Here is a 20553-nt window from a genome sequence, read left to right as displayed (position 1 = left end):
CAGCGTGGTTGGCAAGGGGCTGTACCCGGAGCCGACGGGCGAGGTGCGCATGAGTCTGTCACTGCGTTTCGCGGCCGGATCGCACAAGGGCATGATCCGGGAGGGCAACGAGGACTCCGGCTACGCCGGTCCCCGGCTGCTCGCGATCGCCGACGGCATGGGTGGCCAGGCCGCCGGCGAGGTCGCCAGCTCCGAGGTGATCTCCACCCTCGTCCAGCTCGACGACGACGTCCCGGGCTCGGACATCCTGACGTCCCTCGGCACCGCCGTGCAGCGGGCCAACGATCAGCTGCGCGTCATGGTCGAGGAGGACCCGCAGCTCGAGGGCATGGGCACCACGCTCACCGCCCTGCTGTGGACCGGCCAGCGGCTCGGTCTGGTGCATGTCGGCGACTCGCGCGCGTATCTGCTGCGCGACGGGGTGCTCACCCAGATCACCCAGGACCACACCTGGGTGCAGCGCCTGGTCGACGAGGGCCGGATCACCGAGGAGGAGGCGGGCACCCACCCGCAGCGCTCCCTGCTGATGCGGGCGCTGGGCAGCGGCGACCACGTCGAGCCCGATCTGTCCATCCGCGAGGTCCGGGCCGGCGACCGCTATCTGATCTGCTCCGACGGCCTGTCCGGCGTCGTGAGCCACCAGACCCTCGAGGACACCCTCGCCAGCTACCAGGGCCCCCACGAGACCGTGCAGGAGCTGATCCAGCTCGCCCTGCGCGGCGGCGGCCCCGACAACATCACCTGCATCGTCGCCGACGTCCTCGACGTCGACGGCGCCGACACCCTCGCCGCCCAGCTCAACGACACCCCCGTGATCGTGGGCGCGGTCGCCGAGAACCAGATCCCGCTCGGGGACGGCGGCGCCGCGCACACCCCCGCGGGCCGCGCCGCCGAGCTGGGCCGGTCCGTACCCCCGCAGCAGGGCGACGCGCGCGGCGGCTTCGGACCGCCCGGCAGCGGCGATCCGGCCATCGGCGGTATGCCGCAGGGCAGTTACGGCGACTACGCCGACGGCGACTTCACCAAGAAGAGCGGCCGCAAGACATGGGCCAAGCGGTCGCTCTTCATCGTGCTCGGCCTCGCCGTGATCGGCGGCGGCCTCTACGGCGGCTATCGCTGGACCCAGACGCAGTACTACGTGGGCTCCAACGGCGACCATGTCGCGATCTACCAGGGCATCAGCCAGGATCTGGCCTGGATCAAGCTCAACAAGGTCCATGAGGACCACCGCGAGATCGAACTCAAGTACCTCCCGGCCGACCAGCGCGGCCGTGTGGAGGACACCATCACGGTCAGCGGACTGAGCCAGGCCCGGGACAAGACCAAGGACCTCTCCACCCTCGCCAGCGCCTGCAAGAAGGCCGACGCCCAGGAGAAGGCCGAGGAGAGCCAGAAGGACCTCACCGGCGGCGACAAGGGCAAGGGCGACAAGCCGCCGAGCGGCGGTGGATCCAGCAGCGCCGACCCGTCCGCGAGCAGCAGCGGCAAGCCCGGGAACGGGAAGACCGAGAACCAGCTCGGAACGAACGCCGCCAAGGCCACGTCCAAGCCCACGCCGACGACGTCTCCCACTCCGAACCCCGGCCCCACCCTCTCGGAGGAGGAGAAGAAGTTGGTCCCGCAGTGCAGCAGCACCCAGCAGTGAAGCCGTAAGGGGCCGTCCACCCATGAGCAGTAGTACGACCAACACGACGACGATCAGTACGGCCGGGCCGCCGAGCAGGCGGAACACCGAGCTGGCCATGCTCGTCTTCGCGGTGATCATTCCGGTCTTCGCCTACGCCAACGCGGGCCTGGCGCTCAGCGACGAGATGCCCTCCGGCATGCTCAGCTACGGCCTCGGGCTCGGCCTGCTGGCCGCCGTCGGCCATCTGGTGGTCCGGAAGTTCGCGCCGTACGCGGACCCGCTGCTGCTGCCGATCGCCACGCTCCTCAACGGGCTGGGCCTGGTGCTCATCTGGCGACTGGACCAGTCCAGGCGGCTGGCCCAGCGGGCGAAGGACGCCGGCATGGCGTTCGCACCCTCGGCCCCCAACCAGCTGATCTACTCGGCACTGGGCGTGGCCCTCTTCGTCGGCGTCCTGATCCTGCTCAAGGACCACCGCATCCTCCAGCGCTACACCTACATCTCCATGGTGGTGGCGCTGATCCTGCTGATCCTTCCGATGTTCTTCCCGGCGCGTTTCGGCGCCCGCATCTGGATCACCCTCGGCAGCTTCTCCATCCAGCCCGGCGAGTTCGCCAAGATCATCATCGCCGTGTTCTTCTCCGGCTATCTGATGGTCAAGCGGGACGCGCTCGCCCTGGCCAGCCGCCGCTTCATGGGGCTGTACCTGCCGCGCGGCCGCGACCTCGGCCCGATCCTGGTGGTCTGGGGGATGAGCATCCTCATCCTGGTCTTCGAGACCGACCTGGGCACCTCGCTGCTGTTCTTCGGCCTCTTCGTCGTGATGCTGTACGTCGCCACCGAGCGCACCAGCTGGATCGTCTTCGGTCTGCTGATGTCCGCGGCCGGCGCGGTCGGCGTCGCCACCTTCGAACCGCACGTCCAGTCGCGTGTGGACGCCTGGCTCCAGCCCTTCGAGGTGGCCAAGAACGGCGGCAGTGACCAGATCGCCCAGGCGCTGATGGCCTTCGGCTCCGGCGGCGTCTTCGGCACCGGCCTCGGCCAGGGCAACTCCGACCTCATCGGCTTCGCCGCCAACTCCGACTTCATCCTGGCCACCGTCGGCGAGGAGCTCGGGCTCGCGGGCACCATGGGGCTCCTGCTGCTCTACGGCCTGATCGTGGAGCGCGGTGTGCGCACCGCCCTCGCCGCCCGTGACCCGTTCGGCAAGCTGCTGGCCATCGGCCTCTCCGCGGCCTTCGCCATCCAGGTCTTCGTCGTGGCGGGCGGTGTGATGGGCCTCATCCCGCTGACCGGTATGACCATGCCGTTCATCGCGCAGGGTGGTTCGTCCGTCATCGCCAACTGGGCGCTCGTCGCCATCCTGATCAAGGTCAGCGACACCGCGCGCCGCCCGGCGCCGACGCCCGCTCCCACCACAGACGCCGAGATGACCCAGGTGGTCCGACCGTGAACAAGCCCCTGCGCCGAATCGCGATCTTCTGCGGACTCCTTGTCCTCGCCCTGCTGGTGCGGGACAACTGGATCCAGTACGTCCAGGCCGACGATCTGAAGAACCACGAGGGAAACCACCGGGTTCTGATCGCCCGCTACAGCCAGCCGCGCGGCAACATCATCGTCGACGGCCAGCCGATCACCGGATCCGCCGAGACCGGCGGCATCGACTTCAAGTACAAGCGCACCTACAAGGACGGCCCCATGTGGGCGCCGGTCACGGGGTACGCATCGCAGGCGTACGACGCCAACCAGATCGAGAAGATCGAGGACGAGATCCTCACGGGCAACGACGACCGCCTCTTCTTCAACCGGACGATCGACATGATCACCGGCAAGAAGCAGAAGGGCGGCGACGTCATCACCACCCTGAACCGCAAGGCCCAGGAGGCCGCGTTCAAGGGCCTCGGTGACAAGAAGGGCGCCGTCGCCGCGCTCGACCCACGCACCGGCAAGATCCTCGCCCTCGCCTCCACTCCGAGCTACGACCCGTCGAAGATCGCGGGTGCCACCTCCAAGGACAAGAAGGCGTGGCTCGGGCTCCAGCCGAAGACGGACAAGGACGACCCGATGCTCAACCGGGCGCTCCGTCAGACCTACCCGCCCGGCTCGACCTTCAAGGTCGTCACCGCCGCGGCCGCACTGGAGAACGGCAAGTACACCGACATCGACGGGGCGACCGAGTCCCCGGACCCCTGGAAGCTCCCGCTGTCCACCCAGCCGCTGCCCAACGAGGGGAACATCCCCTGCAAGAACGCCTCGCTGCGGCAGGCGCTCCGCTACTCCTGCAACACGGTCTTCGGCAAGCTCGGTGACGACCTGGGCAGGGAGAAGATGCTCGAGGAGGCCGAGAAGTTCGGCTTCAACGAGACGGTCGACACCCCCGTCCGCGCCTACGCCAGCGTCTACCCCGAGAAGATGGACCGGCCGGGCAACGCGATGTCGGCCATCGGCCAGTTCGACAACCGGGCCACCCCGCTGCAAATGGCGATGGTCGCCGCCGCGGTCGCCAACGACGGCAAGCTGATGAAGCCGTACATGGTCGACTCGCTGCGCGCCCCCAACCTCAACACCATCGAGCAGACCGACCCGGAGCAGATGAGCCAGCCGCTCAGCTCGGAGAACGCCCAGAAGCTCCAGAGCATGATGGAGACCGTGGTCAAGGAGGGCACCGGCACCAGCGCCCAGATCCCGGGCGTCACGGTCGGTGGCAAGACCGGTACCGCCCAGCACGGCGTCGCCAACAGCAAGAACCCCTATGCGTGGTTCATCTCCTACGCCAAGGGGAACGACGGCTCGCCGGTCGCGGTCGCGGTCGTCATCGAAGGGTCCAACACCCTCCGCGGCGACATCGCCGGTGGCAAGCTGGCCGCGCCGATCGCCAAGCACGTGATGCAGGCCGTCCTGGAAACCGAGCGCGACAAGTGACCCCCGTCACGTCCGGATGCCAATCCCGCACGTCGCCGTACCGGTCCGGTATCAGATAGCCACTGAGGCCGGGTCCCGTAAGACGTGCCGGGTACGGTATGCGCGAGCAGCACTTCGCCGGCCCACAGGTGCGGCCGGGAACCACGGAAGAGGGCTGGAGTAGCTATGGAAGAGCCGCGTCGCCTCGGCGGCCGGTATGAGCTGGGCTCAGTGCTCGGCCGCGGTGGCATGGCGGAGGTCTACCTCGCGCACGACACCCGCCTCGGCCGTACTGTCGCTGTGAAGACGCTCCGGGCCGACCTCGCCCGCGACCCGTCCTTCCAGGCCCGGTTCCGCCGAGAGGCCCAGTCGGCCGCCTCGCTCAACCATCCCGCGATCGTCGCGGTCTACGACACCGGCGAGGACTACGTCGACGGCGTCTCGATCCCGTACATCGTGATGGAGTACGTCGACGGTTCCACGCTGCGTGAGCTTCTTCACTCGGGCAGAAAGCTGCTCCCCGAGCGCTCGCTGGAGATGACCACCGGCATCCTCCAGGCCCTCGAGTACTCGCACCGCAACAACATCGTCCACCGGGACATCAAGCCGGCCAACGTCATGCTCACGCGGAGCGGCCAGGTCAAGGTGATGGACTTCGGCATCGCCCGCGCCATGGGCGATGCCGGTATGACCATGACGCAGACGGCCGCCGTCATCGGCACCGCTCAGTACCTCTCCCCCGAGCAGGCCAAGGGCGAGACCGTCGACGCGCGCAGCGACCTGTACTCCACCGGCTGTCTGCTCTACGAGCTGCTGACCGTAAGGCCGCCGTTCGTGGGCGACTCCCCGGTGGCCGTCGCCTATCAGCACGTGCGGGAGGAACCGCAGCCGCCGAGCACCTACGACCCCGAGATCACCCCGGAGATGGACGCCATCGTCCTGCGGGCGCTGGTCAAGGACCCCGACTACCGCTACCAGTCGGCCGACGAGATGCGCGCCGACATCGAGGCGGCCCTGGAGGGCCAGCCGGTGGCCGCCACCGCCGCGCTGGGCGCGGTCGGCTACGGATCCGAAGACCAGCCCACCGCGATGCTGCGGCCGCAGAACTCCGGCGCCGGGGCGCAGACCTCGATGCTTCCGCCGATGCGCGAGGACGACGGCGGCTTCGGCTACGACGAGCGGCCGGACCGCGGCCGGGGGCGCGGGGGCCCCGGCAAGAAGAGCAACCTGTCGACGATCCTGCTGATCATCGCCGGGATCCTGGTGCTGGTCGGTGCGATCTTCATCGGGAAGTCGCTGTTCTCCGGCGGTAAGAACGACGGCATGGTCCCGGTCCCCAATCTCGTCGGCAAGACGATCGAGGACGCCAAGAGCCAAGGGGAGAACGGCGACTTCAAGGTCAAGAACGTCGGCTCCAAGTTCTGCGAGAACGCGGACAAGAACACCGTCTGCGAGCAGACCCCCAAGGGCGGCGACGAGGTCAAGCGGTACGGCACGGTCGAGCTGACCATGTCCAAGGGCCCCAAGCCCGCGGCCAGGGTCGAGGTTCCCGACGTCCTGAACGTGCAGTACGAGTCGGCCAAGCAACAGCTCGAGGCCAAGGGCTTCACGGTCGACCAGAAGACCCAGCAGTCGGACCAGACCGCCGGCAAGGTGATCGACCAGGACCCGAAGGGCGGCAAGAAGGTCGCCAAGGGCGCCACGATCACCCTGACCGTCGCCGAGGCCCAGCAGAAGGTCGTCGTCCCGGACGTGACCACGCAGAAGGTCGAGGACGCCACGAAGTCGCTCGAGGGGAAGGGCCTCAAGGTCCAGACCCAGGAGGTCGAGAACGGCGACGTCGAGGCCGGCACGGTCACCGACCAGACGCCCAAGGGCGGCCAGGAGGTCCTGCCCGGTTCGACGGTCACGCTGACCGTCGCGAAGGAGCCCGCGCAGGCCGAGAACGTGCCGGTGCCCAACCTGGGCGGCCAGAAGCTCAAGGACGCCAAGAAGGCGCTCCAGGACCTGGGCCTCAACGTGGGTAACATCGCCGGTCCGCAGGACGACAACGCCACCGTGGTGGCCAGCCAGCCGGGCGCGGGCACCCAGGTGCCCAAGGGCCAGTCCGTGAACCTCATCACGGTCGCCGGCCAGGGTGGCAACGGCGGAAACGGCGGCGGTGACAACGGCGGAGGCATCTTCGGCGGCCAGAACGGCTTCTAGCCGGCCTCCGGGCACCGTGACACGGGAAGCCCCCGGCACCTTCTCAGGGTGCCGGGGGCTTCTCCGTGCTCAGGGCCCGCCGGGGGCCGGCGCAGTTCCTCGGGTCAGCGCAGTTCCTCGGGGGGCGTGCGGTCCGCGTCGACCTTCTCGGTGCGCTCCAGCTCGCCCCACACGATGTAGCGGTGGCGGGAGGTGTAGACGGGGGTGCAGGTCGAGAGCGTGATGTAGCGGCCCGGCCGCTTCCGGCCCGACTCCTTCGGGACCGCTTCCAGCACGTCCACGTTGTACTTCGAGGTCTCCGGCAGCGTCGCGTAGACCTTGTAGACGTACCAGGTGTCGCGGGTCTCGAAGACCACCGGGTCGCCCTCGTGGACCTTGTCGATGTTGTGGAACTTCGCGCCGTGCCCGTCCCGGTGCGCGGCCAGGCTGAAGTTGCCCTTCTTGGCCCACGGCATCGCGGACTTGACCGGCTTGGTGTAGTACCCGGCCACGCCGTCGTTGAGGGTCTCGGTGCTGGTGCCCTTCTTGACCAGCACCTCGCCGTTGTGCATGGACGGCACGTGCAGGAAGCCGATGCCGCTCTTGGTGTCCAGCTCGCCCGGCCCCTGCTGCGCCCAGTGCTTGCGCACCCGGTCGCCCTGCTTCTTCGCCTCACGGTCGGCCAGGACGTTGGTCCACCACAGTGAGTAGACGACGAACAGGGCGAGGATGATCCCCGCGGTGATCAGCAGCTCGCCGAAGACGGCGATGGCCGCGGCCACCCGTCCACGGCCGGGACGGCGGCTGGGCGTTGCGGGCGGGCCGGGGTGCCGGTCCTGCCGCTCGTCGTGGTCGGTCCGTGCCACCGCGTCGTACCCCTTTTTCTGGTTACCCGGCTGTTCCCGCTCATTCGACCAGCGCGTCCGGCTTTCCCTCACTACGCGGCCGCTCCTCGACCATCTTGCCCCACACGATCATCCGGTAGGTGCTGGTGAACTCCGGGGTGCAGGTGGTCAGCGTGATGTACCGCCCGGGTCCGGTGAAGCCGGAGCCGGGCGGCACCGGCTTGATGACGCCCGTGTTGGACGGCGACGTCTGCGGCAGGATGCTGCTCATCGCGTAGGTGTAGTACCGGCTCTGCGTCTCGACGACGATCTCGTCGCCGGGCTTGAGGCGGTTGATGTAGCGGAACGGCTCGCCATGGGTGTTTCGGTGCCCGGCGAGCGCGAAGTTGCCCTTCTTGTCCCACGGCATGGCGGTCTTCAGCGGGCTCTTGCCGTAGTGGCCGACCATGCCGCGGTCGAGGACCTTGTGCTTGTCGATGCCCTCCGCGATCGGGGCCTTCACATCCAGCTTGGGGATGTAGATGATCGCGAACCCCTGTCCGGGGGAGAAGGTGCCCGGGTCCCGCTCGTCGCCGCTCTCGTCCCACTTCTTCTGCAGGTTGTTCGCGGCGCCGCTGGCCTGCTGATGGGCAAGGATGTTCGTCCACCACAGCTGATAGGTGACGAAGAGCAGCATCACCACGCCGAGCGTGATGAACAGCTCGCCGACCACCCGGCTCGCCACCACGCCGGGGCTGTCCTTGCGCGCCCGCGCGGCGCGCTTGGCCTCCATACGGGTGCGGGGCCGGGCGTCCCCGGCGCTCCCCGCGCCCTCCGCCGCCCGGGTGGCGCCCGCTTCCGCCGTGCCACTCCGGGCGGCGCGGGAGCCATGCTTTCCGGCGCGCTTCCCGGCCCCCTGGGCGGCCTTACGGCGGGCGGCCCGGCCGCCGGGCGCGGGCTCGGGATCGCCGTCCCGGTCGGCCTCGACCTTGCGCAGCAGCATGGTCCGGTCGGCGGCCGGGGCCTCCACGGCGCGCAGGGCGACCGTCTCGTCGTCGCCCTGGGGCCTCACCGGGGGCAGGACGGCCGTCTCGGCGTCGCCCCGGGGCCTCACCGGGGGCAGGACGGCCGTCTCGGCGGCCTCCGGGGCGCGTGCGGAGGCCTCGGCGGACCGGGGGGACGTCTCGGCGGACCGGGGGGACGTCTCGGCGGACCGGGGGGACGTCTCGCCCTCGCCCGAGCGCGGGAACGGCCCCGGGGGGCGAGCGGGCGACTGAGCGGCGTATGCGGGCTCTGAGGGCCCTGTGGGGGCCGCACGGGCGCGGCGGCGCCCGGTGGGCGGCCCGGCCGCCTCAGCGGCCTCCTCCGGCCCCGCCGGGGCCGTACGGGCGCGTCTGCGCCCGGTGGGCGGCCCGGCGGCCTCAGCGGTCTCCGCCCCCGACGGGACCGTGCGAGCGCGGCGACGCCCCGTGGGCGATCCGGCCGCCTCGGCGGCCTCCTCCGGCCCCGCGGCGGCCGGGCGGGCGCGCCGTCTGCGGCCGGTGGGCGGCGGCACCGAGAGCGACGCGGTGCCCACGGCACGTCCGGTGGGCCCGGCCGGGGCGGAGTCCGGCAGTGGGTCGGTCAGCGGGTCCCGCAGGCCCTCCGCAGTCGCCGGGAACGCGTCCGGGTCCCCATGGGCGCCGTGCGCACCGGGGGCGGCGGGCCGCTCATGAGACCCGTACGGCGCGTACGGGGCGGGCTCCCGGGTGCCCTGGGCGGCGCCCTCGCGCTCGGGGCGCGGTCCGGTCACTCGCCGGCCTTACCGCCGACCGCCCCGACCACCGGGGCGAGCCCCGCGGACCGCCCCACGGCATCCGTGTCCCCGCACTCCACCAGCCAGTTGGCGAGCATCCGGTGGCCCCATTCGGTGAGGACCGACTCGGGGTGGAACTGGACGCCCTCGACCCGCAGTTCACGGTGGCGCAGACCCATGGCGATGCCGGTCTCCGTCCAGGCCGTGATCTCCAGCTCGGGGGGCACCGTCCCCCGTTCCACGGCCAGCGAGTGATAGCGGGTGGCGGTGAAGGGGGTGGGCAGCCCGCTGAAGACGCCGGCTCCCTCATGGGCCACCAGCGAGGTCTTGCCGTGCAGCAGCTCCGGGGCCCGTCCGACGACACCGCCGTACGCGACGGCCATGGACTGCATCCCCAGGCAGACGCCGAACACCGGTACGCCGGTGCCCGCGCAGTGCCGCACCATGTCGACGCAGACCCCGGCCTCCTCCGGGGTGCCGGGCCCGGGGGACAGCAGGACTCCGTCGAAGCCGTCCTGGGCGTGGCCGAGGGAGACCTCGTCGTTCCGCACCACCTCGCACTCGGCGCCGAGCTGGTAGAGGTACTGGACGAGGTTGAAGACGAAGCTGTCGTAGTTGTCGACGACCAGGATGCGCGTGCTCATCGCGGACCCGCCATTCCCTGGTCGACCGTCACGTCGTTGAACGGCAGCAGGGGCTCCGCCCAGGGGAAGACGTACTGGAAGAGCACGAAGACGATCGCCAGCACCAGCACGAGCGAAATCACTGCCCGCACCCATGCGTTACCCGGCAGATGCCGCCAGATCCAGCCGTACATGCCATCCCTACTCACCGATGACGAAGTCGATTGCAGCACCGGAGTGCAGCACCAGAGTAAGGGGCGAGGGGTGGGGCCGGAGGGTCAGCTGTACAAAGCCTTGGGCTTGCCTTGGGCTACGGATTGGGTCGCGTCGAGGTGTGCCCAGGTGATCAGCCGGTGGCTGTGGCCCCACTCCGGCTCGCAGGTGGTCAGCGTGAGATAGCGGCCGGGGCGCCGGAAGCCGGACGCGCGCGGCACCGGATCGATCACCCCGGTGTCGGTCGGCAGGGTGCGGTAGGGCCGCCGGTCGACGCGGTAGGTGAACCAGGTCGTGCCGTCGGTCAGCACCACCGCGTCACCGGGGCGCAGCTCGGGGAAGTCCTTGAAGGGGTCGCCGTAGGTGCGGCGGTGCCCGGCGACGGCGAAGTTGCCGAGGGCGCCGAGGCGGGCGGTGCGGGAGTAGTGGCCGAGCCCCTTCTTCAGGGTGCCGGTGGCGGTGCCCTCGAGGACGGGCTTGGCCCAGCCGTCGCCGAACCGCGGGATGTACATGATCGCGAAGGAGGCGCCGGGCCGGTAGCGGCGGGGCTTCGCGGAGGGCTCGGCACCGGCGCTGACCGTACCGGTGGCCCAGCGGTCCTGGAGGTGGTCGATCTCGCCGTCCATGGCGCGGTCGGCCCGTACCGAGGTCCAGTACAGGACGTAGACCACCAAAAGGATGATCAAGGCTCCGACGGTGACGCAGATCTCACTGAGCGTCCTGACGATCAGCCGCGTTCTCATCGGCCCCCACTGTCCGCCCCGCTGAGCCGGTGCCGCGCGCCGGTCCGCCGGTGCTATCCGATGGGCTGTGCCTGGTGCAGATCCACTGTGCCGGAGTAGCCGGGAAGAGTCACCGTGTTGTGCTGGTCGACTTTCCAGCCGAGGCCGTACGCGTCGACATAGCTGCGGTAGTTCTGGATCGCGGGCGAGGCGGCGAGGGCGGCGCCCAGCTTGCCCCGGTCACCCACGGCGGTGACCTTGTAGGGCGGCGAGTAGACCTGGCCCTGGAGGATCAGGGTGTTGCCGACGCAGCGCACCGCGCTGGTGGAGATCAGCCGCTGGTCCATGACCTTGATCCCTTCGGCGCCGCCCTGCCACAGCGCGTTCACCACGGCCTGGAGGTCCTGCTGGTGGATGACGAGATCATTGGGCTGGGGGTCCGGGACGCCGGGGATCTGCGGGGTGGCGTTCGGCGGGGCGTCGGTGAGGGTGACGGTGAGGCCGGGGCCGGTGAGCTTCTTGGTCCCGGCGGTCTGCTCCAGCTCGGCCAGCTTGCGGCGCTCGGCCTGGGTGCTGCCGTTGTCCCGCCGGGCGAGGGCGTCGACCTCGGAGCGTATTTTGCCCGTGCTGTCGCCCAGGGTGCCGTTCTTACGGCTGCGCTCCTGGATGAGATCGGAGAGCCGCAGCATCGATTCATCACTGCGGAGGTTGGTGCCCTGGGCCGTATTGAAACTGGTCCAGAAGATCACTCCGGCCAGCGCGAAGACCGCGCCGGTCAGCAGCCGCACGGGGCGGAACCGGGGGCGGCGGGACGCCGGGGTGGGGGAGTCAGCGGAATTGCTCAACGTACCCTTACTCCTTACGACGCCGCGGAAGGACTACGCTAACGGACGTGTGGGGGAGGGACGTGGTCCCCGTCGCTGTCCCGCCCCGGCGCCGTCCGTACACATCCCCGCGCGGTCACGCAGCGCATCGACAGGAGAGTTCCTCGTGCCGAAGTCACGGATCCGCAAGAAGGACGACTTCACGCCGCCGCCGGCGAAGCAGGCAGCCAGCATCAGTCTGAACAGCGGCCGCCGGTGGGTGGCACCGCTGATGCTGGCCATGTTCCTGATCGGCCTCGCGTGGATCGTCATCTTCTACGTGACCACGGGGGACATGCCGGTCGAATCGCTGGGCAACTGGAACATCGTGGTCGGCTTCGGCTTCATCGCCGCGGGGTTCGTCGTCTCCACCCAGTGGAAGTGACCCAGCGGTCCCCACGCTCGTCCCCAGGTTGTCCACAGAGTTATCCACAGCCGGGGAAAACTCAGAAGATCTGTGGATAACCTCTGCCGTGTTGACGCCGGTGTGACCGGTGACGGGTGTCTGTTCGATCGTTCACACCCCCGCCTTCCTGCGAAAACGCAGGTCAGTCGGGGGGCGTGCGCAAGTTCTCCACAGGTTGCGTAAGATCCGCCACGCGCTGTGGACAACTGACCGGGTCCGGCTCGTCCCAGGTGGCCGTGGCCGACCGCTCATCGGTCGGCCGCCCCGCTCAGCCGGTGGCTTCAGCCGGTGAGCTGCACCGTCCGGATCCACACCATCGCGACGATCGCGAGCAGCACCAGGACGCAGGTCCCCCGCTGCACCAGCGCCCGCTTCTCCCGGGGCGCGTGCACCATCCCGTACGCCACCACCGTGCCCGCGACCAGGCCGCCGACATGGGCCTGCCAGGCGATGCCGGACCAGGTGAAGGTGAAGAGCAGATTCAGCGCCAGCAGCGCGATGACCGGCCGCATGTCGTAGTTCAGCCGGCGCATCAGCACGGCGGTGGCGCCGAGCAGGCCGAAGATCGCGCCGGAGGCGCCCAGCGACGGCTGGTTCTGCGCGGCCAGGAGATATGACAGCGCACTGCCGCCCAGCCCCGACAGCGCGTAGAGCACGATGAAGCGGACACGGCCGAGCGCGGCCTCCAGCGGGCCGCCGATCCACCACAGCGAGAGCATGTTGAAGGCGATGTGCATCAGCTGCTGATGGAGGAAGACCGAGGTCACCAGCCGCCACCACTGCCCCTCGGCGACGCCGACGATCTGCACCGTGCCGGGGTCGTAGGCCCGGCCGACCAGGTCGAGATCGTTCACCAGCCGGTCGCCCACGGACAGCGCGGCGAGCCATACCGCGATGTTGATGGCCACCAGGATCTTGGTGATCAGCCGGGGGTCGGAGGCCATCGTGCCGCCGGCCAGGGTGCGCGGCTGGGCGGCGCGCGGCGGCGGACCGGCGGCCGAGGCCCCGGATCCGACGGACGCCCGTCCGCTCACACATTCGGGGCACTGGAACCCCACAGACGCGCTGATCATGCACTCGGGGCAGATCGGGCGCTCACAGCGGGTGCAGCTGATGCCGGTCTCCCGCTGGGGGTGCCGGTAGCAACAGACCGCCTGGTCCTCCATGGTGTCCCCTCGCCCCTTGTCCACTTCTAGTCGGGCGTTCCCCCGCCCCGCTTGTTCACACGGACACTTGTTCACACGGACAAGCGGGGCATGAAAGTTCCCCGTACGGGTTCAGCCCTCGCGCGTCTCCACGACGACCGACTCGATGACGACGTCCTGGAGCGGACGGTCGGTGCGCGGGTTGGTCGCGGTGCCCGCGATCGCGTCGACGACCTTCTTGCTGCCCTCGTCGACGACCTCGCCGAAGATGGTGTGCTTACCGGTCAGCCACGCGGTCGGGGAGACCGTGATGAAGAACTGCGAGCCGTTGGTGCCCGGGCCGGCGTTGGCCATCGCGAGCAGGTACGGCTTGTTGAAGGCCAGGTCCGGGTGGAACTCGTCGCCGAACTCATAGCCGGGACCACCGGTCCCGTTGCCCAGCGGGTCCCCGCCCTGGATCATGAAGCCACTGATCACCCGGTGGAAGACGGTGCCGTCGTAGAGCTTCTCCTTGGCCTTCTTGCCAGTGGCCGGGTGGGTCCACTCGCGACTGCCTTCGGCCAGTTCGACAAAGTTCTTGACCGTCTTGGGCGCGTGGTTCGGCAGCAGCCGGACCACGATGTCGCCGTTGTTCGTCTTCAGGGTGGCGTATAGCTGCTCGGCCACGATCAACCTTCCATCGTTTTCACTTACGTCTCCTGATCCTCGCACGGACGGAAGGCGGACGAGTAGCGGCTGAGGCGACGCCCGGCGCGCCGATCCGCGCGGTTTCCCCGAGAATCCTCCGTATGACCCAGATGCCCGATCACACATGCCGGCCATGCTGCGAACGGGCATGATCTCCACAAACAGGCATGATCTTTCTTGGGATGGAAACACGAAACTGGGCAAATAGAGCGAGCAACGAGAACGCACGACTCTGAACCCCGGAGCTTGACCACGCCACCGAGGAGGAGGATCCCGTGACCCGCATTGACAGCGTGCGAGCCGCGACCGGCACAGCCAAGGGCAGCGTCCTGCACGCCGCGGAGGCGGTGGCGCCCTATGCCGGCACGGCCAAGGACACCGCGACGCACTACGCGCACGAGGCCCGCGTCCGGCTGGCGCCGAAGGTCTCGACCGCGGCACACCAGGCCCGGTGCACGGCCGGAGCCCAGTACCACTCCCATATCGCGCCACGGCTCAACCAGGCCCGCGGCACCCTGCCGCCGAAGGTGGACAAGGCCGCCACCCGGGCCGCCAAGCGGACCCGTAAGGCGGCACGCCACGCCGCCGACTACACCGCACCGCGGGTGGAGCAGGCGATGGCCGGAGTGCGCGCCGCCGCAGGACCGGCACGCGAGGAGGCGACCGTCCGCACGGCGGCGGCCATCGCGGCGCTGCGCACCCATGTGACGGCCGCGGAGATCGAGAAGCTCGCCCGGAAGCACCGCCGCCGGGCCCGGACGGCCCGCTTCGCCAAGCGGGCGGCCTTCATCGGGCTGGTCGGTGCGGCCGTCTACGCCGCGTGGAAGTGGTGGGACAAGCAGGCCAACCCCGACTGGCTGGTCGAGCCCCCGGCGGCGACCGAGGTGGGCGACCGCGAGCGGCTCTCGGCGGTGGACGGCAGCGATCAGAACGCCCTCGACCCCGAGGTGCAGGCCAAGCAGGCCGAGGCCGAGGCCCGCAGGGACGACGAGCGCTGAACGGCGCCGCCCACGGCGCCCGGCGCAAGCCCTCCACTAGGCCCTCCACGAGGCCCTCCACGAGGGGCGGGAGATCTCCTGATCGCCCGCCCCTCGTCCTATTCCCCGGCCCCGGCGCCTTCCCCGGCCCCAGCCCGGCCCCGGCTCCCGCTCCGGCCCGGGGGTCGGCTCCGACTCCGGCCCCAGCTCAGTCCACCGGGTCCTCCCCGTGGGAACGGCGCTGCCGCCGCTCCAGGAAGATCTCGGTGAAGACCGAGACCTTGGCCCGCAGTGCCCAGGGGTCGAACGGCTTGGCCATGTAATCCACCGCACCGGCCGCATAGCCCCGCGAGGAGTGTTCGGGATCGGAGCCCATCGCGGTGAGGAAGATGATCGGGATGTCGCGGTTACGGGGGCGCCGCTTGATGTGGGCCGCCGTCTCGTAGCCGTCCATCTCGGGCATCTGCACATCCAGCAGGATCACCGCGAAGTCGTCATGGTCGAGCAGCGCCTTCAGGGCCTCCTGCCCGGAGGTCGCGGTCACCAGCTCCTGGTCGAGCGTGGCCAGCACGGCCTCCATGGCCAGCAGATTGTTCTGCTGGTCGTCCACCACGAGGATCTTCGGCCGCGGCCCCACGGCCCGCTGGGGCGCCGCGGGCCCCTCCCGTCCCATGGGCTCCTCCTCCTGCTGTGGCACCACGGCCGGACGCTGGGACTCCACCATGGCCAGCTGCCGCTCCAGGACCAGACAGCGCTCCTCCGCCAGCCGCCCTCGCAGCCGCACCTCGTCCAGCTCCTCGGTGAGCCGCCGCACCTCCTGCTGGAGCAGGTCCCGCTCCTTGATCAGCTCCTCCCGGTCCGGGATGTCCCGCTCCAGCGCGTCCGCCCGGGCGCGCTCTGTCGCCCATGCCGCCTCGGCCTGGTTCAGCCGCACCTCGAGATCGGCGATGCGGTGCTTGAGGTCCAGCAGCGCCCCGCCCAGCACGTCCTGGTGCGCCATGGAGACCCGCGCGTCCCGGTCGGCGTCGGCAAGCTGGATCTGCAGGATCTCCATGGCATGCCCGGGGGAGCGGCTGGTGCGGACCGCGGCCCGGTGCAGCTCCCGCACCAGCTCGATGGCGGCCGGGGTGGGGGCGACGCCCCGCCGCTCGGCGAGATCGGTGAACAGATCGAAGACGAACTCCCACGGCGGGATGCGGGTGCCGTTCAGGAACCGCGAGATGGTGCTCGGATCCCGGTGCCTGCGCACCGCGTATCTGCGCACCGAGACCCCCAGCCCCAGGAACAGCTTCCTCAGCTCCACAGCGAACGCCCGGCACTCCTCGGGCAGGTTCCCGCCCAGCGGATGCAGCCCACTCATCGTGTCCCCCTGTACGGCGCAACGCACCGATCAGACGACTCCCGGGCGATCTGCCCGAGTTGTGGAAAACACCCTGGAGCATCCCACGGGTGTTGCGCCGGGCAATGAGCAAGAGTGGCAACACCGATATCGGGGGCGAAAACACATCAGCCAGGACATCGGTCCGCTGTCCTGGCTGATGTGGGAGGTGGAGCCTAGGAGAGTCGAACTCCTGACATCCGCCATGCAAAGACGGCGCTCTACCAACTGAGCTAAGGCCCCTTCGCCGATCAGGATACCTGGTACCGACCACCATTCCCGACCGGGTATCGCTCGCGCGTAGCGCTCTCCGTAGGATGCCACGCAAGATTCGCGGCAGCGAAGCGAAGGGGAGAGCGAGATGGACGCAACACAGCAGGATGCCACCGCGCGTGCACGGGAGCTTCAGCGCAGCTGGTACGGGGAGCCGCTGGGAGCGCTCTTTCGCCGTCTCATCGACGATCTCGGCCTGAACCAAGCCCGTCTCGCCGCCGTCCTCGGTCTGTCCGCGCCCATGCTCTCGCAGCTCATGAGCGGTCAGCGCGCCAAGATCGGCAATCCTGCCGTGGTCCAGCGGGTGCAGGCGCTGCAGGAGCTGTCCAGCCAGGCGGCGGACGGCAGGGTCAGCGCCGCCGAGGCCGCCGAGCGCATGGAGGAGATCAAGAAGTCCGCGGGCGGCTCGGTCCTCAACTCCACCCAGACCACGGCGAGCACGGGCGCCCCGACCGTACGGCGAGTGGTGCGCGAGATCCAGTCGCTGCTGCGGTCCGTGGCGGCCGCGGGGGACATCATCGATGCCGCCGACTCCCTCGCCCCCACCCACCCCGAGCTGGCAGAGTTTCTCCGTGTGTACGGCGCCGGGCGGACCGCCGAGGCGGTCGCCCACTACGAGGCGTACCAGAGCTGACGGGCTGAACTGCTGACGAGTCGATGACGGGGCGGGCACGGCGCGATGGGTGAGATCTTCGCGGGCCGGTACGAGCTGGTGGACCCGATCGGGCGCGGGGGCGTGGGCGCGGTATGGCGCGTCTGGGACCACCGCCGCCGACGGTACGTGGCAGCGAAGGTACTCCAGCAACGTGACGCCCATACGCTGCTGCGCTTCGTCCGGGAACAGGCCCTCCGGATCGATCACCCCCATGTGCTGGCACCGGCCAGCTGGGCGGCCGACGACGACAAGGTGCTGTTCACCATGGACCTGGTGGGCGGCGGCTCGTTCGCCCATCTGATCGGGGACTACGGCCCGCTGCCGCCCCGCTATGTGTGCACCCTGATCGACCAGTTGCTCTCCGGGCTGGCCGCGGTGCACGCCGAGGGCGTGGTGCACCGGGATATCAAACCCGCGAACATTCTGCTGGAATCCACCGGGACCGGACGGCCGCACGTCCGGCTGTCCGACTTCGGCATCGCGCTGACCAAGGGCGAGCCGCGCCTCACCGAGGCCAACTACGTGATGGGCACGCCGGGTTACTTCGCGCCCGAGCAGATGATGGGCGACGACCCCGACTTTCCCGCGGACCTCTTCGCCGTCGGGCTGGTGGCGCTCTATCTGATCACCGGGCACAAGCCGGACGGGGAGGCGCTCGTCAAGCTCTTCGAGCAAGGCGTGCCGAACGCACCCGCCGGGGTGCCCGAACCCCTGTGGCAGGTGACCGCGGGACTGCTGCAGCCGGACCCCGAGAACCGCTTCCGCACCGCCACGGGCGCGCGGAAGGCGCTGGCGACGGCGGTCGATCTGCTGCCCGAGGCCGACCTGGACGACGATGCCATCGAGGTCTTCGACCAACTCGGGCCGCTGCCGACCGGCTTCGGCCCCGACGGTCCCACCCGGCCGCGCCGCCGCCACGCGAAGGCCGACCCGCCCCAGGGCAACGGCGCGGTGCCGGCCCGGCACCAGTCCGCGGCCGACTCGGGCCCCTCCGACGAGGCGGCCCCCGGCCCCGACGCGGCTCCCCAGCAGCCGGCCGCCCCACGGCCTTCCATGTCCGACACCGGCAGCTTCACCCTCCCACCGCCGCTCCCCCGGAACGACCAGCCGCGCGCCCCGCACACCGAGGCCCCCGGGGCTCCTGGAACTCCGTCCTCCGGCGTCCCGCACGCCGAAGTCCGGCACCCCGAACCGCCGCACGCCCAGACGCCTCCGAACCAGCCCCCACCGCACCAGACCCCGCCGCCCCGGCCCGCGGGCCCACCGACGCCGACACCCCCGCCGCCGACCGCCCAGCCCGCGACTCCGCCCCCACCGGTCCAGCGGCCGTCCATACCCCACCCGCTGACCCCGCCGACCCCCTCGACCGCGGCCCCGATCCCACCGGCCCCACAGCCGCCCGTACACCACCCGCACCACGCACCACAGCAGCCCCCACACCCCGTACAGCCGGTGCAGCACCCGCACCCGCATACGCCCACCCCCGCTCCCGCTCCGAACGCGGCACACACGCCGACACCGACGCCAACGCCGACACCCACGCCGACTCCGACCCCGACACCCACGCCGCCCCCGCGTGTTTTCCCTTCTACTCGTCCATACACCGCGGAGCGGCCGCAGGTTCCCGCCACGACACGGCGGCGCCCCGGACCGTCCCGAAAAGCGACGCTCTCGATCCTGGTCGTGGCGGCGCTGTGCTTCGCGATCGGCGCCTGGGCCCTGGTGGCAGCGGGCTGACACGGCCCCGGGCCACAACTACGAAACGGCCGCCAACTACCAAGCGGGCGGCGGCCCGTACCGCTGCCGCGCCGAGGTTCGCCGCCGGGCGGTGAGCGTCCACACCCCGAGCCCGAGCACCAGCGCCGTCCCGGTGCCGATCCCCGCGTACCCCACCACCCGCAGCGCGTCCTTCGAGTCGGCGGCGCCGGAGCCGGAACTCCCCGCCCCGTCGCCGTCCGCCGCGGCCGGATGCCGCTTGGCCGCCCGCCGGTCGGCCGCCGTGAGGCCGAACCCCGCCTTGACCGGGTCCTTGCCGTAGGTGGGCCCGCCGCGCGCGTCGCCCGCGACCCGTACCCGCAGCACGACCGGCACCGAACCGTTCAGATGCGGTGCCACCCGCGGCGGGTTGAGGGTGACCGCCAGGAAGTACCCACCGCTGAAGCTCATCGCGCGGACCGTGGAGCCGGTGTTCGCATACCGGTTTCCGTAGGCCACCGGCGCGGTGGCCACCTGGGTGCGGAGCGACTCGCCGTCCTGTGCGGCGGGGGTGCCGCGCTTCGCGAGCCCGCGCGCCGGGTTGTAGGCGTGCAGCGCCAGGGCGCGGTCGAGCGGACGGGTGCTCTGGTCCTTGCCGTCGGCGGACAGTTCGGCGACGGCGGAGAGGCGCTGCCCCCAGTCCACGGGCACCCGGTAGAAGTGCGTCTCCCCCGGCGTGATCTCGTCCTTCCACACCCCGGTCCCCAGGGTCGGCGCGTCGGTGAAGCCGCGCCCGCCGCGCCTCGGCAACGGAGTGCCGTCCAGCGGTTCGGGCGACGGCGGGCTCGAACTCCCCTCCGGGGCCGCCCCCGTGGCCCCGCCCTTCACCGGTGGCTCCACCATCAGCCGGAGTTCCACGGGCCAGCGCTCCGGGTCCGGGGACCCGTCCTGGCGCTCCAGCGTCACCGCATAGCGCCCCGCCTGGTGGCAGGAGGCCGGGCCGGAGTCGATCTGGCGGGAGGCGTAGTCGGCCAGGGGATAGGCCACACCGCTCGTCTCGATCTTGGGGGAGGCGGTGCCACAGATGCCCCCGTCGGGGCTCTCCAGGGTCACCTTCACGCCGTCGCGATACGAGGTCACCTCCGCGCCCGGCCGGGGTGCCGCGACCGCCGAGACATAAGCGGCCGACTTCGTGTCGAGCGTCACGCCGTAGTGCCGCTTCTCGCCCGGCCCGACGCTGTCGACATAGGTATGGCCGGCCGTCAGGGAAGGGGCTCCCGCGTCACCGTCGGAGCCGGATATCCGGGTGCCGCGGGTCTCGTACGCCCGGGCCCCGGCGGCGCCGTCGGCGAGAGACGTGCCCGGTGCCGCGGCCACCGCGCACAGCGCCGCCGCCGCGGCGAGACCGGCCCTGACCTTGCGGCGGTCCTTCATCGCGCGTCACTCCTCGTCTTACCGGCCGGTCGGCCCGCTCAACGCCGGCCTGGCCGGCCCGCTCAACGCCGGCCCGGCCGGCCCGCTCAACTTTGCCCGTGCAAGCTATTCGTTTGCGAGAGTGAAACACGAAGACCCCCCGTCATCCCAT

The 20553-nt window shown here is 70.5% G+C and carries 18 protein-coding genes and 1 tRNA gene; 8 read left to right on the top strand and 11 right to left on the bottom strand.

The genetic code is table 11. The features are described 5' to 3' along the window. The first annotated feature begins 49 nt into the window (after positions 1 to 49). The 4 genes from NP777_RS43680 to pknB all read left to right on the top strand — a co-directional run bounded on the left by NP777_RS43680 (position 50) and on the right by pknB (position 6733). A complete protein-coding gene (locus tag NP777_RS43680; protein WP_256655784.1) occupies positions 50 to 1645 on the top strand; it encodes a PP2C family protein-serine/threonine phosphatase in 1596 nt (531 codons plus the stop codon). Positions 1646 to 1667: 22 nt separating this feature from the next. Then, entirely contained in the window at positions 1668 to 3080 is a 1413-nt protein-coding gene (locus NP777_RS43675; protein ID WP_198278848.1) for an FtsW/RodA/SpoVE family cell cycle protein, read from the top strand. Beyond that, positions 3077 to 4549 (top strand): peptidoglycan D,D-transpeptidase FtsI family protein, encoded by a 1473-nt coding sequence (locus NP777_RS43670; protein WP_256655761.1) that lies wholly within the window; start codon positions 3077 to 3079, stop codon positions 4547 to 4549. The genes NP777_RS43675 and NP777_RS43670 overlap by 4 nt, the downstream gene beginning before the upstream one ends. Positions 4550 to 4714: 165 nt before the next feature. Further along, complete coding sequence (gene pknB, locus NP777_RS43665; RefSeq protein ID WP_256655760.1) at positions 4715 to 6733, top strand: Stk1 family PASTA domain-containing Ser/Thr kinase; 2019 nt, start codon at positions 4715 to 4717, stop codon at positions 6731 to 6733. Between the two features lie 104 nt (positions 6734 to 6837). On the opposite strand, the gene NP777_RS43660 is transcribed toward pknB, so the two are convergent. From NP777_RS43660 to NP777_RS43635, 6 genes are all read right to left on the bottom strand, one after another. Further along, positions 6838 to 7578, bottom strand: coding sequence for a class E sortase (locus tag NP777_RS43660; RefSeq protein WP_256655759.1), 741 nt, complete (start codon positions 7576 to 7578; stop codon positions 6838 to 6840). A gap of 40 nt (positions 7579 to 7618) precedes the next feature. After that, a complete protein-coding gene (locus NP777_RS43655; RefSeq protein ID WP_256655758.1) occupies positions 7619 to 9328 on the bottom strand; it encodes a class E sortase in 1710 nt (569 codons plus the stop codon). Further along, the gene (locus tag NP777_RS43650; RefSeq protein ID WP_256655757.1) at positions 9325 to 9975 is read right to left on the bottom strand and encodes an aminodeoxychorismate/anthranilate synthase component II; all 651 of its coding nucleotides are present in this window, start codon (positions 9973 to 9975) and stop codon (positions 9325 to 9327) included. Before NP777_RS43650 ends, NP777_RS43655 begins: the two co-directional genes overlap by 4 nt. Beyond that, entirely contained in the window at positions 9972 to 10148 is a 177-nt protein-coding gene (locus tag NP777_RS43645) for a hypothetical protein (protein WP_256655756.1), read from the bottom strand. Before NP777_RS43645 ends, NP777_RS43650 begins: the two co-directional genes overlap by 4 nt. 84 nt (positions 10149 to 10232) lie before the next feature. After that, complete coding sequence (locus NP777_RS43640; protein WP_256655755.1) at positions 10233 to 10910, bottom strand: class E sortase; 678 nt, start codon at positions 10908 to 10910, stop codon at positions 10233 to 10235. A gap of 53 nt (positions 10911 to 10963) precedes the next feature. Continuing rightward, positions 10964 to 11734, bottom strand: a complete 771-nt coding sequence (locus NP777_RS43635; RefSeq protein ID WP_256655754.1) for a DUF881 domain-containing protein — start codon at positions 11732 to 11734, stop codon at positions 10964 to 10966. A gap of 145 nt (positions 11735 to 11879) precedes the next feature. Between NP777_RS43635 and crgA the strand changes: the two genes are divergently transcribed. Then, positions 11880 to 12137: a cell division protein CrgA gene (gene crgA, locus NP777_RS43630; RefSeq protein WP_020869949.1), complete on the top strand. Its 258-nt coding sequence runs from the start codon at positions 11880 to 11882 to the stop codon at positions 12135 to 12137. Positions 12138 to 12439: 302 nt separating this feature from the next. Here the strand turns inward: crgA and NP777_RS43625 are convergent, their stop codons facing one another. Then, the gene (locus tag NP777_RS43625) at positions 12440 to 13324 is read right to left on the bottom strand and encodes a rhomboid family intramembrane serine protease (protein WP_256655753.1); all 885 of its coding nucleotides are present in this window, start codon (positions 13322 to 13324) and stop codon (positions 12440 to 12442) included. 111 nt (positions 13325 to 13435) lie between these two features. After that, positions 13436 to 13969 carry a peptidylprolyl isomerase gene (locus NP777_RS43620; RefSeq protein WP_121825279.1) on the bottom strand — a complete coding sequence of 178 codons (534 nt, stop codon included), beginning with the start codon at positions 13967 to 13969 and terminating at the stop codon, positions 13436 to 13438. Positions 13970 to 14265: 296 nt separating this feature from the next. Between NP777_RS43620 and NP777_RS43615 the strand changes: the two genes are divergently transcribed. After that, positions 14266 to 14988 (top strand): DUF5324 family protein, encoded by a 723-nt coding sequence (locus tag NP777_RS43615; RefSeq protein WP_256655752.1) that lies wholly within the window; start codon positions 14266 to 14268, stop codon positions 14986 to 14988. Positions 14989 to 15175: 187 nt separating this feature from the next. On the opposite strand, the gene NP777_RS43610 is transcribed toward NP777_RS43615, so the two are convergent. After that, on the bottom strand, positions 15176 to 16327 hold the full coding sequence (locus NP777_RS43610; protein ID WP_256655751.1) for a response regulator: 1152 nt from the start codon (positions 16325 to 16327) through the stop codon (positions 15176 to 15178). Positions 16328 to 16515: 188 nt separating this feature from the next. Beyond that, positions 16516 to 16588, bottom strand: a tRNA-Ala gene (locus NP777_RS43605). A gap of 118 nt (positions 16589 to 16706) precedes the next feature. On the opposite strand from NP777_RS43605, the gene NP777_RS43600 reads away from it, so the two are divergent. Continuing rightward, positions 16707 to 17252 carry a helix-turn-helix domain-containing protein gene (locus NP777_RS43600; RefSeq protein WP_256655750.1) on the top strand — a complete coding sequence of 182 codons (546 nt, stop codon included), beginning with the start codon at positions 16707 to 16709 and terminating at the stop codon, positions 17250 to 17252. Between the two features lie 45 nt (positions 17253 to 17297). Continuing rightward, positions 17298 to 19010 (top strand): serine/threonine-protein kinase, encoded by a 1713-nt coding sequence (locus NP777_RS43595; protein WP_256655749.1) that lies wholly within the window; start codon positions 17298 to 17300, stop codon positions 19008 to 19010. Between the two features lie 36 nt (positions 19011 to 19046). Here the strand turns inward: NP777_RS43595 and NP777_RS43590 are convergent, their stop codons facing one another. Continuing rightward, positions 19047 to 20402 carry a hypothetical protein gene (locus NP777_RS43590; RefSeq protein ID WP_256655748.1) on the bottom strand — a complete coding sequence of 452 codons (1356 nt, stop codon included), beginning with the start codon at positions 20400 to 20402 and terminating at the stop codon, positions 19047 to 19049. Positions 20403 to 20553 lie beyond the last annotated feature (151 nt).

The organism is Streptomyces rugosispiralis, from assembly GCF_024505145.1.
Classification (GTDB): Bacteria; Actinomycetota; Actinomycetes; order Streptomycetales; family Streptomycetaceae; genus Streptomyces; species Streptomyces rugosispiralis.
Note: the sequence above shows the minus strand (reverse complement) of the source record. Positions and strands in the feature narration are given on the sequence as shown.

Coding starts and splice junctions, on each gene's coding strand:
- NP777_RS43645 (WP_256655756.1), bottom strand. CDS start 10,148: ATGTACGGCTGGATCTGGCGGCATCTGCCGGGTAACGCATGGGTGCGG.
- NP777_RS43595 (WP_256655749.1), top strand. CDS start 17,298: ATGGGTGAGATCTTCGCGGGCCGGTACGAGCTGGTGGACCCGATCGGG.
- NP777_RS43650 (WP_256655757.1), bottom strand. CDS start 9,975: ATGAGCACGCGCATCCTGGTCGTCGACAACTACGACAGCTTCGTCTTC.
- NP777_RS43600 (WP_256655750.1), top strand. CDS start 16,707: ATGGACGCAACACAGCAGGATGCCACCGCGCGTGCACGGGAGCTTCAG.
- NP777_RS43625 (WP_256655753.1), bottom strand. CDS start 13,324: ATGGAGGACCAGGCGGTCTGTTGCTACCGGCACCCCCAGCGGGAGACC.
- NP777_RS43680 (WP_256655784.1), top strand. CDS start 50: ATGAGTCTGTCACTGCGTTTCGCGGCCGGATCGCACAAGGGCATGATC.
- pknB (WP_256655760.1), top strand. CDS start 4,715: ATGGAAGAGCCGCGTCGCCTCGGCGGCCGGTATGAGCTGGGCTCAGTG.
- NP777_RS43640 (WP_256655755.1), bottom strand. CDS start 10,910: ATGAGAACGCGGCTGATCGTCAGGACGCTCAGTGAGATCTGCGTCACC.
- NP777_RS43590 (WP_256655748.1), bottom strand. CDS start 20,402: ATGAAGGACCGCCGCAAGGTCAGGGCCGGTCTCGCCGCGGCGGCGGCG.
- NP777_RS43675 (WP_198278848.1), top strand. CDS start 1,668: ATGAGCAGTAGTACGACCAACACGACGACGATCAGTACGGCCGGGCCG.
- NP777_RS43610 (WP_256655751.1), bottom strand. CDS start 16,327: ATGAGTGGGCTGCATCCGCTGGGCGGGAACCTGCCCGAGGAGTGCCGG.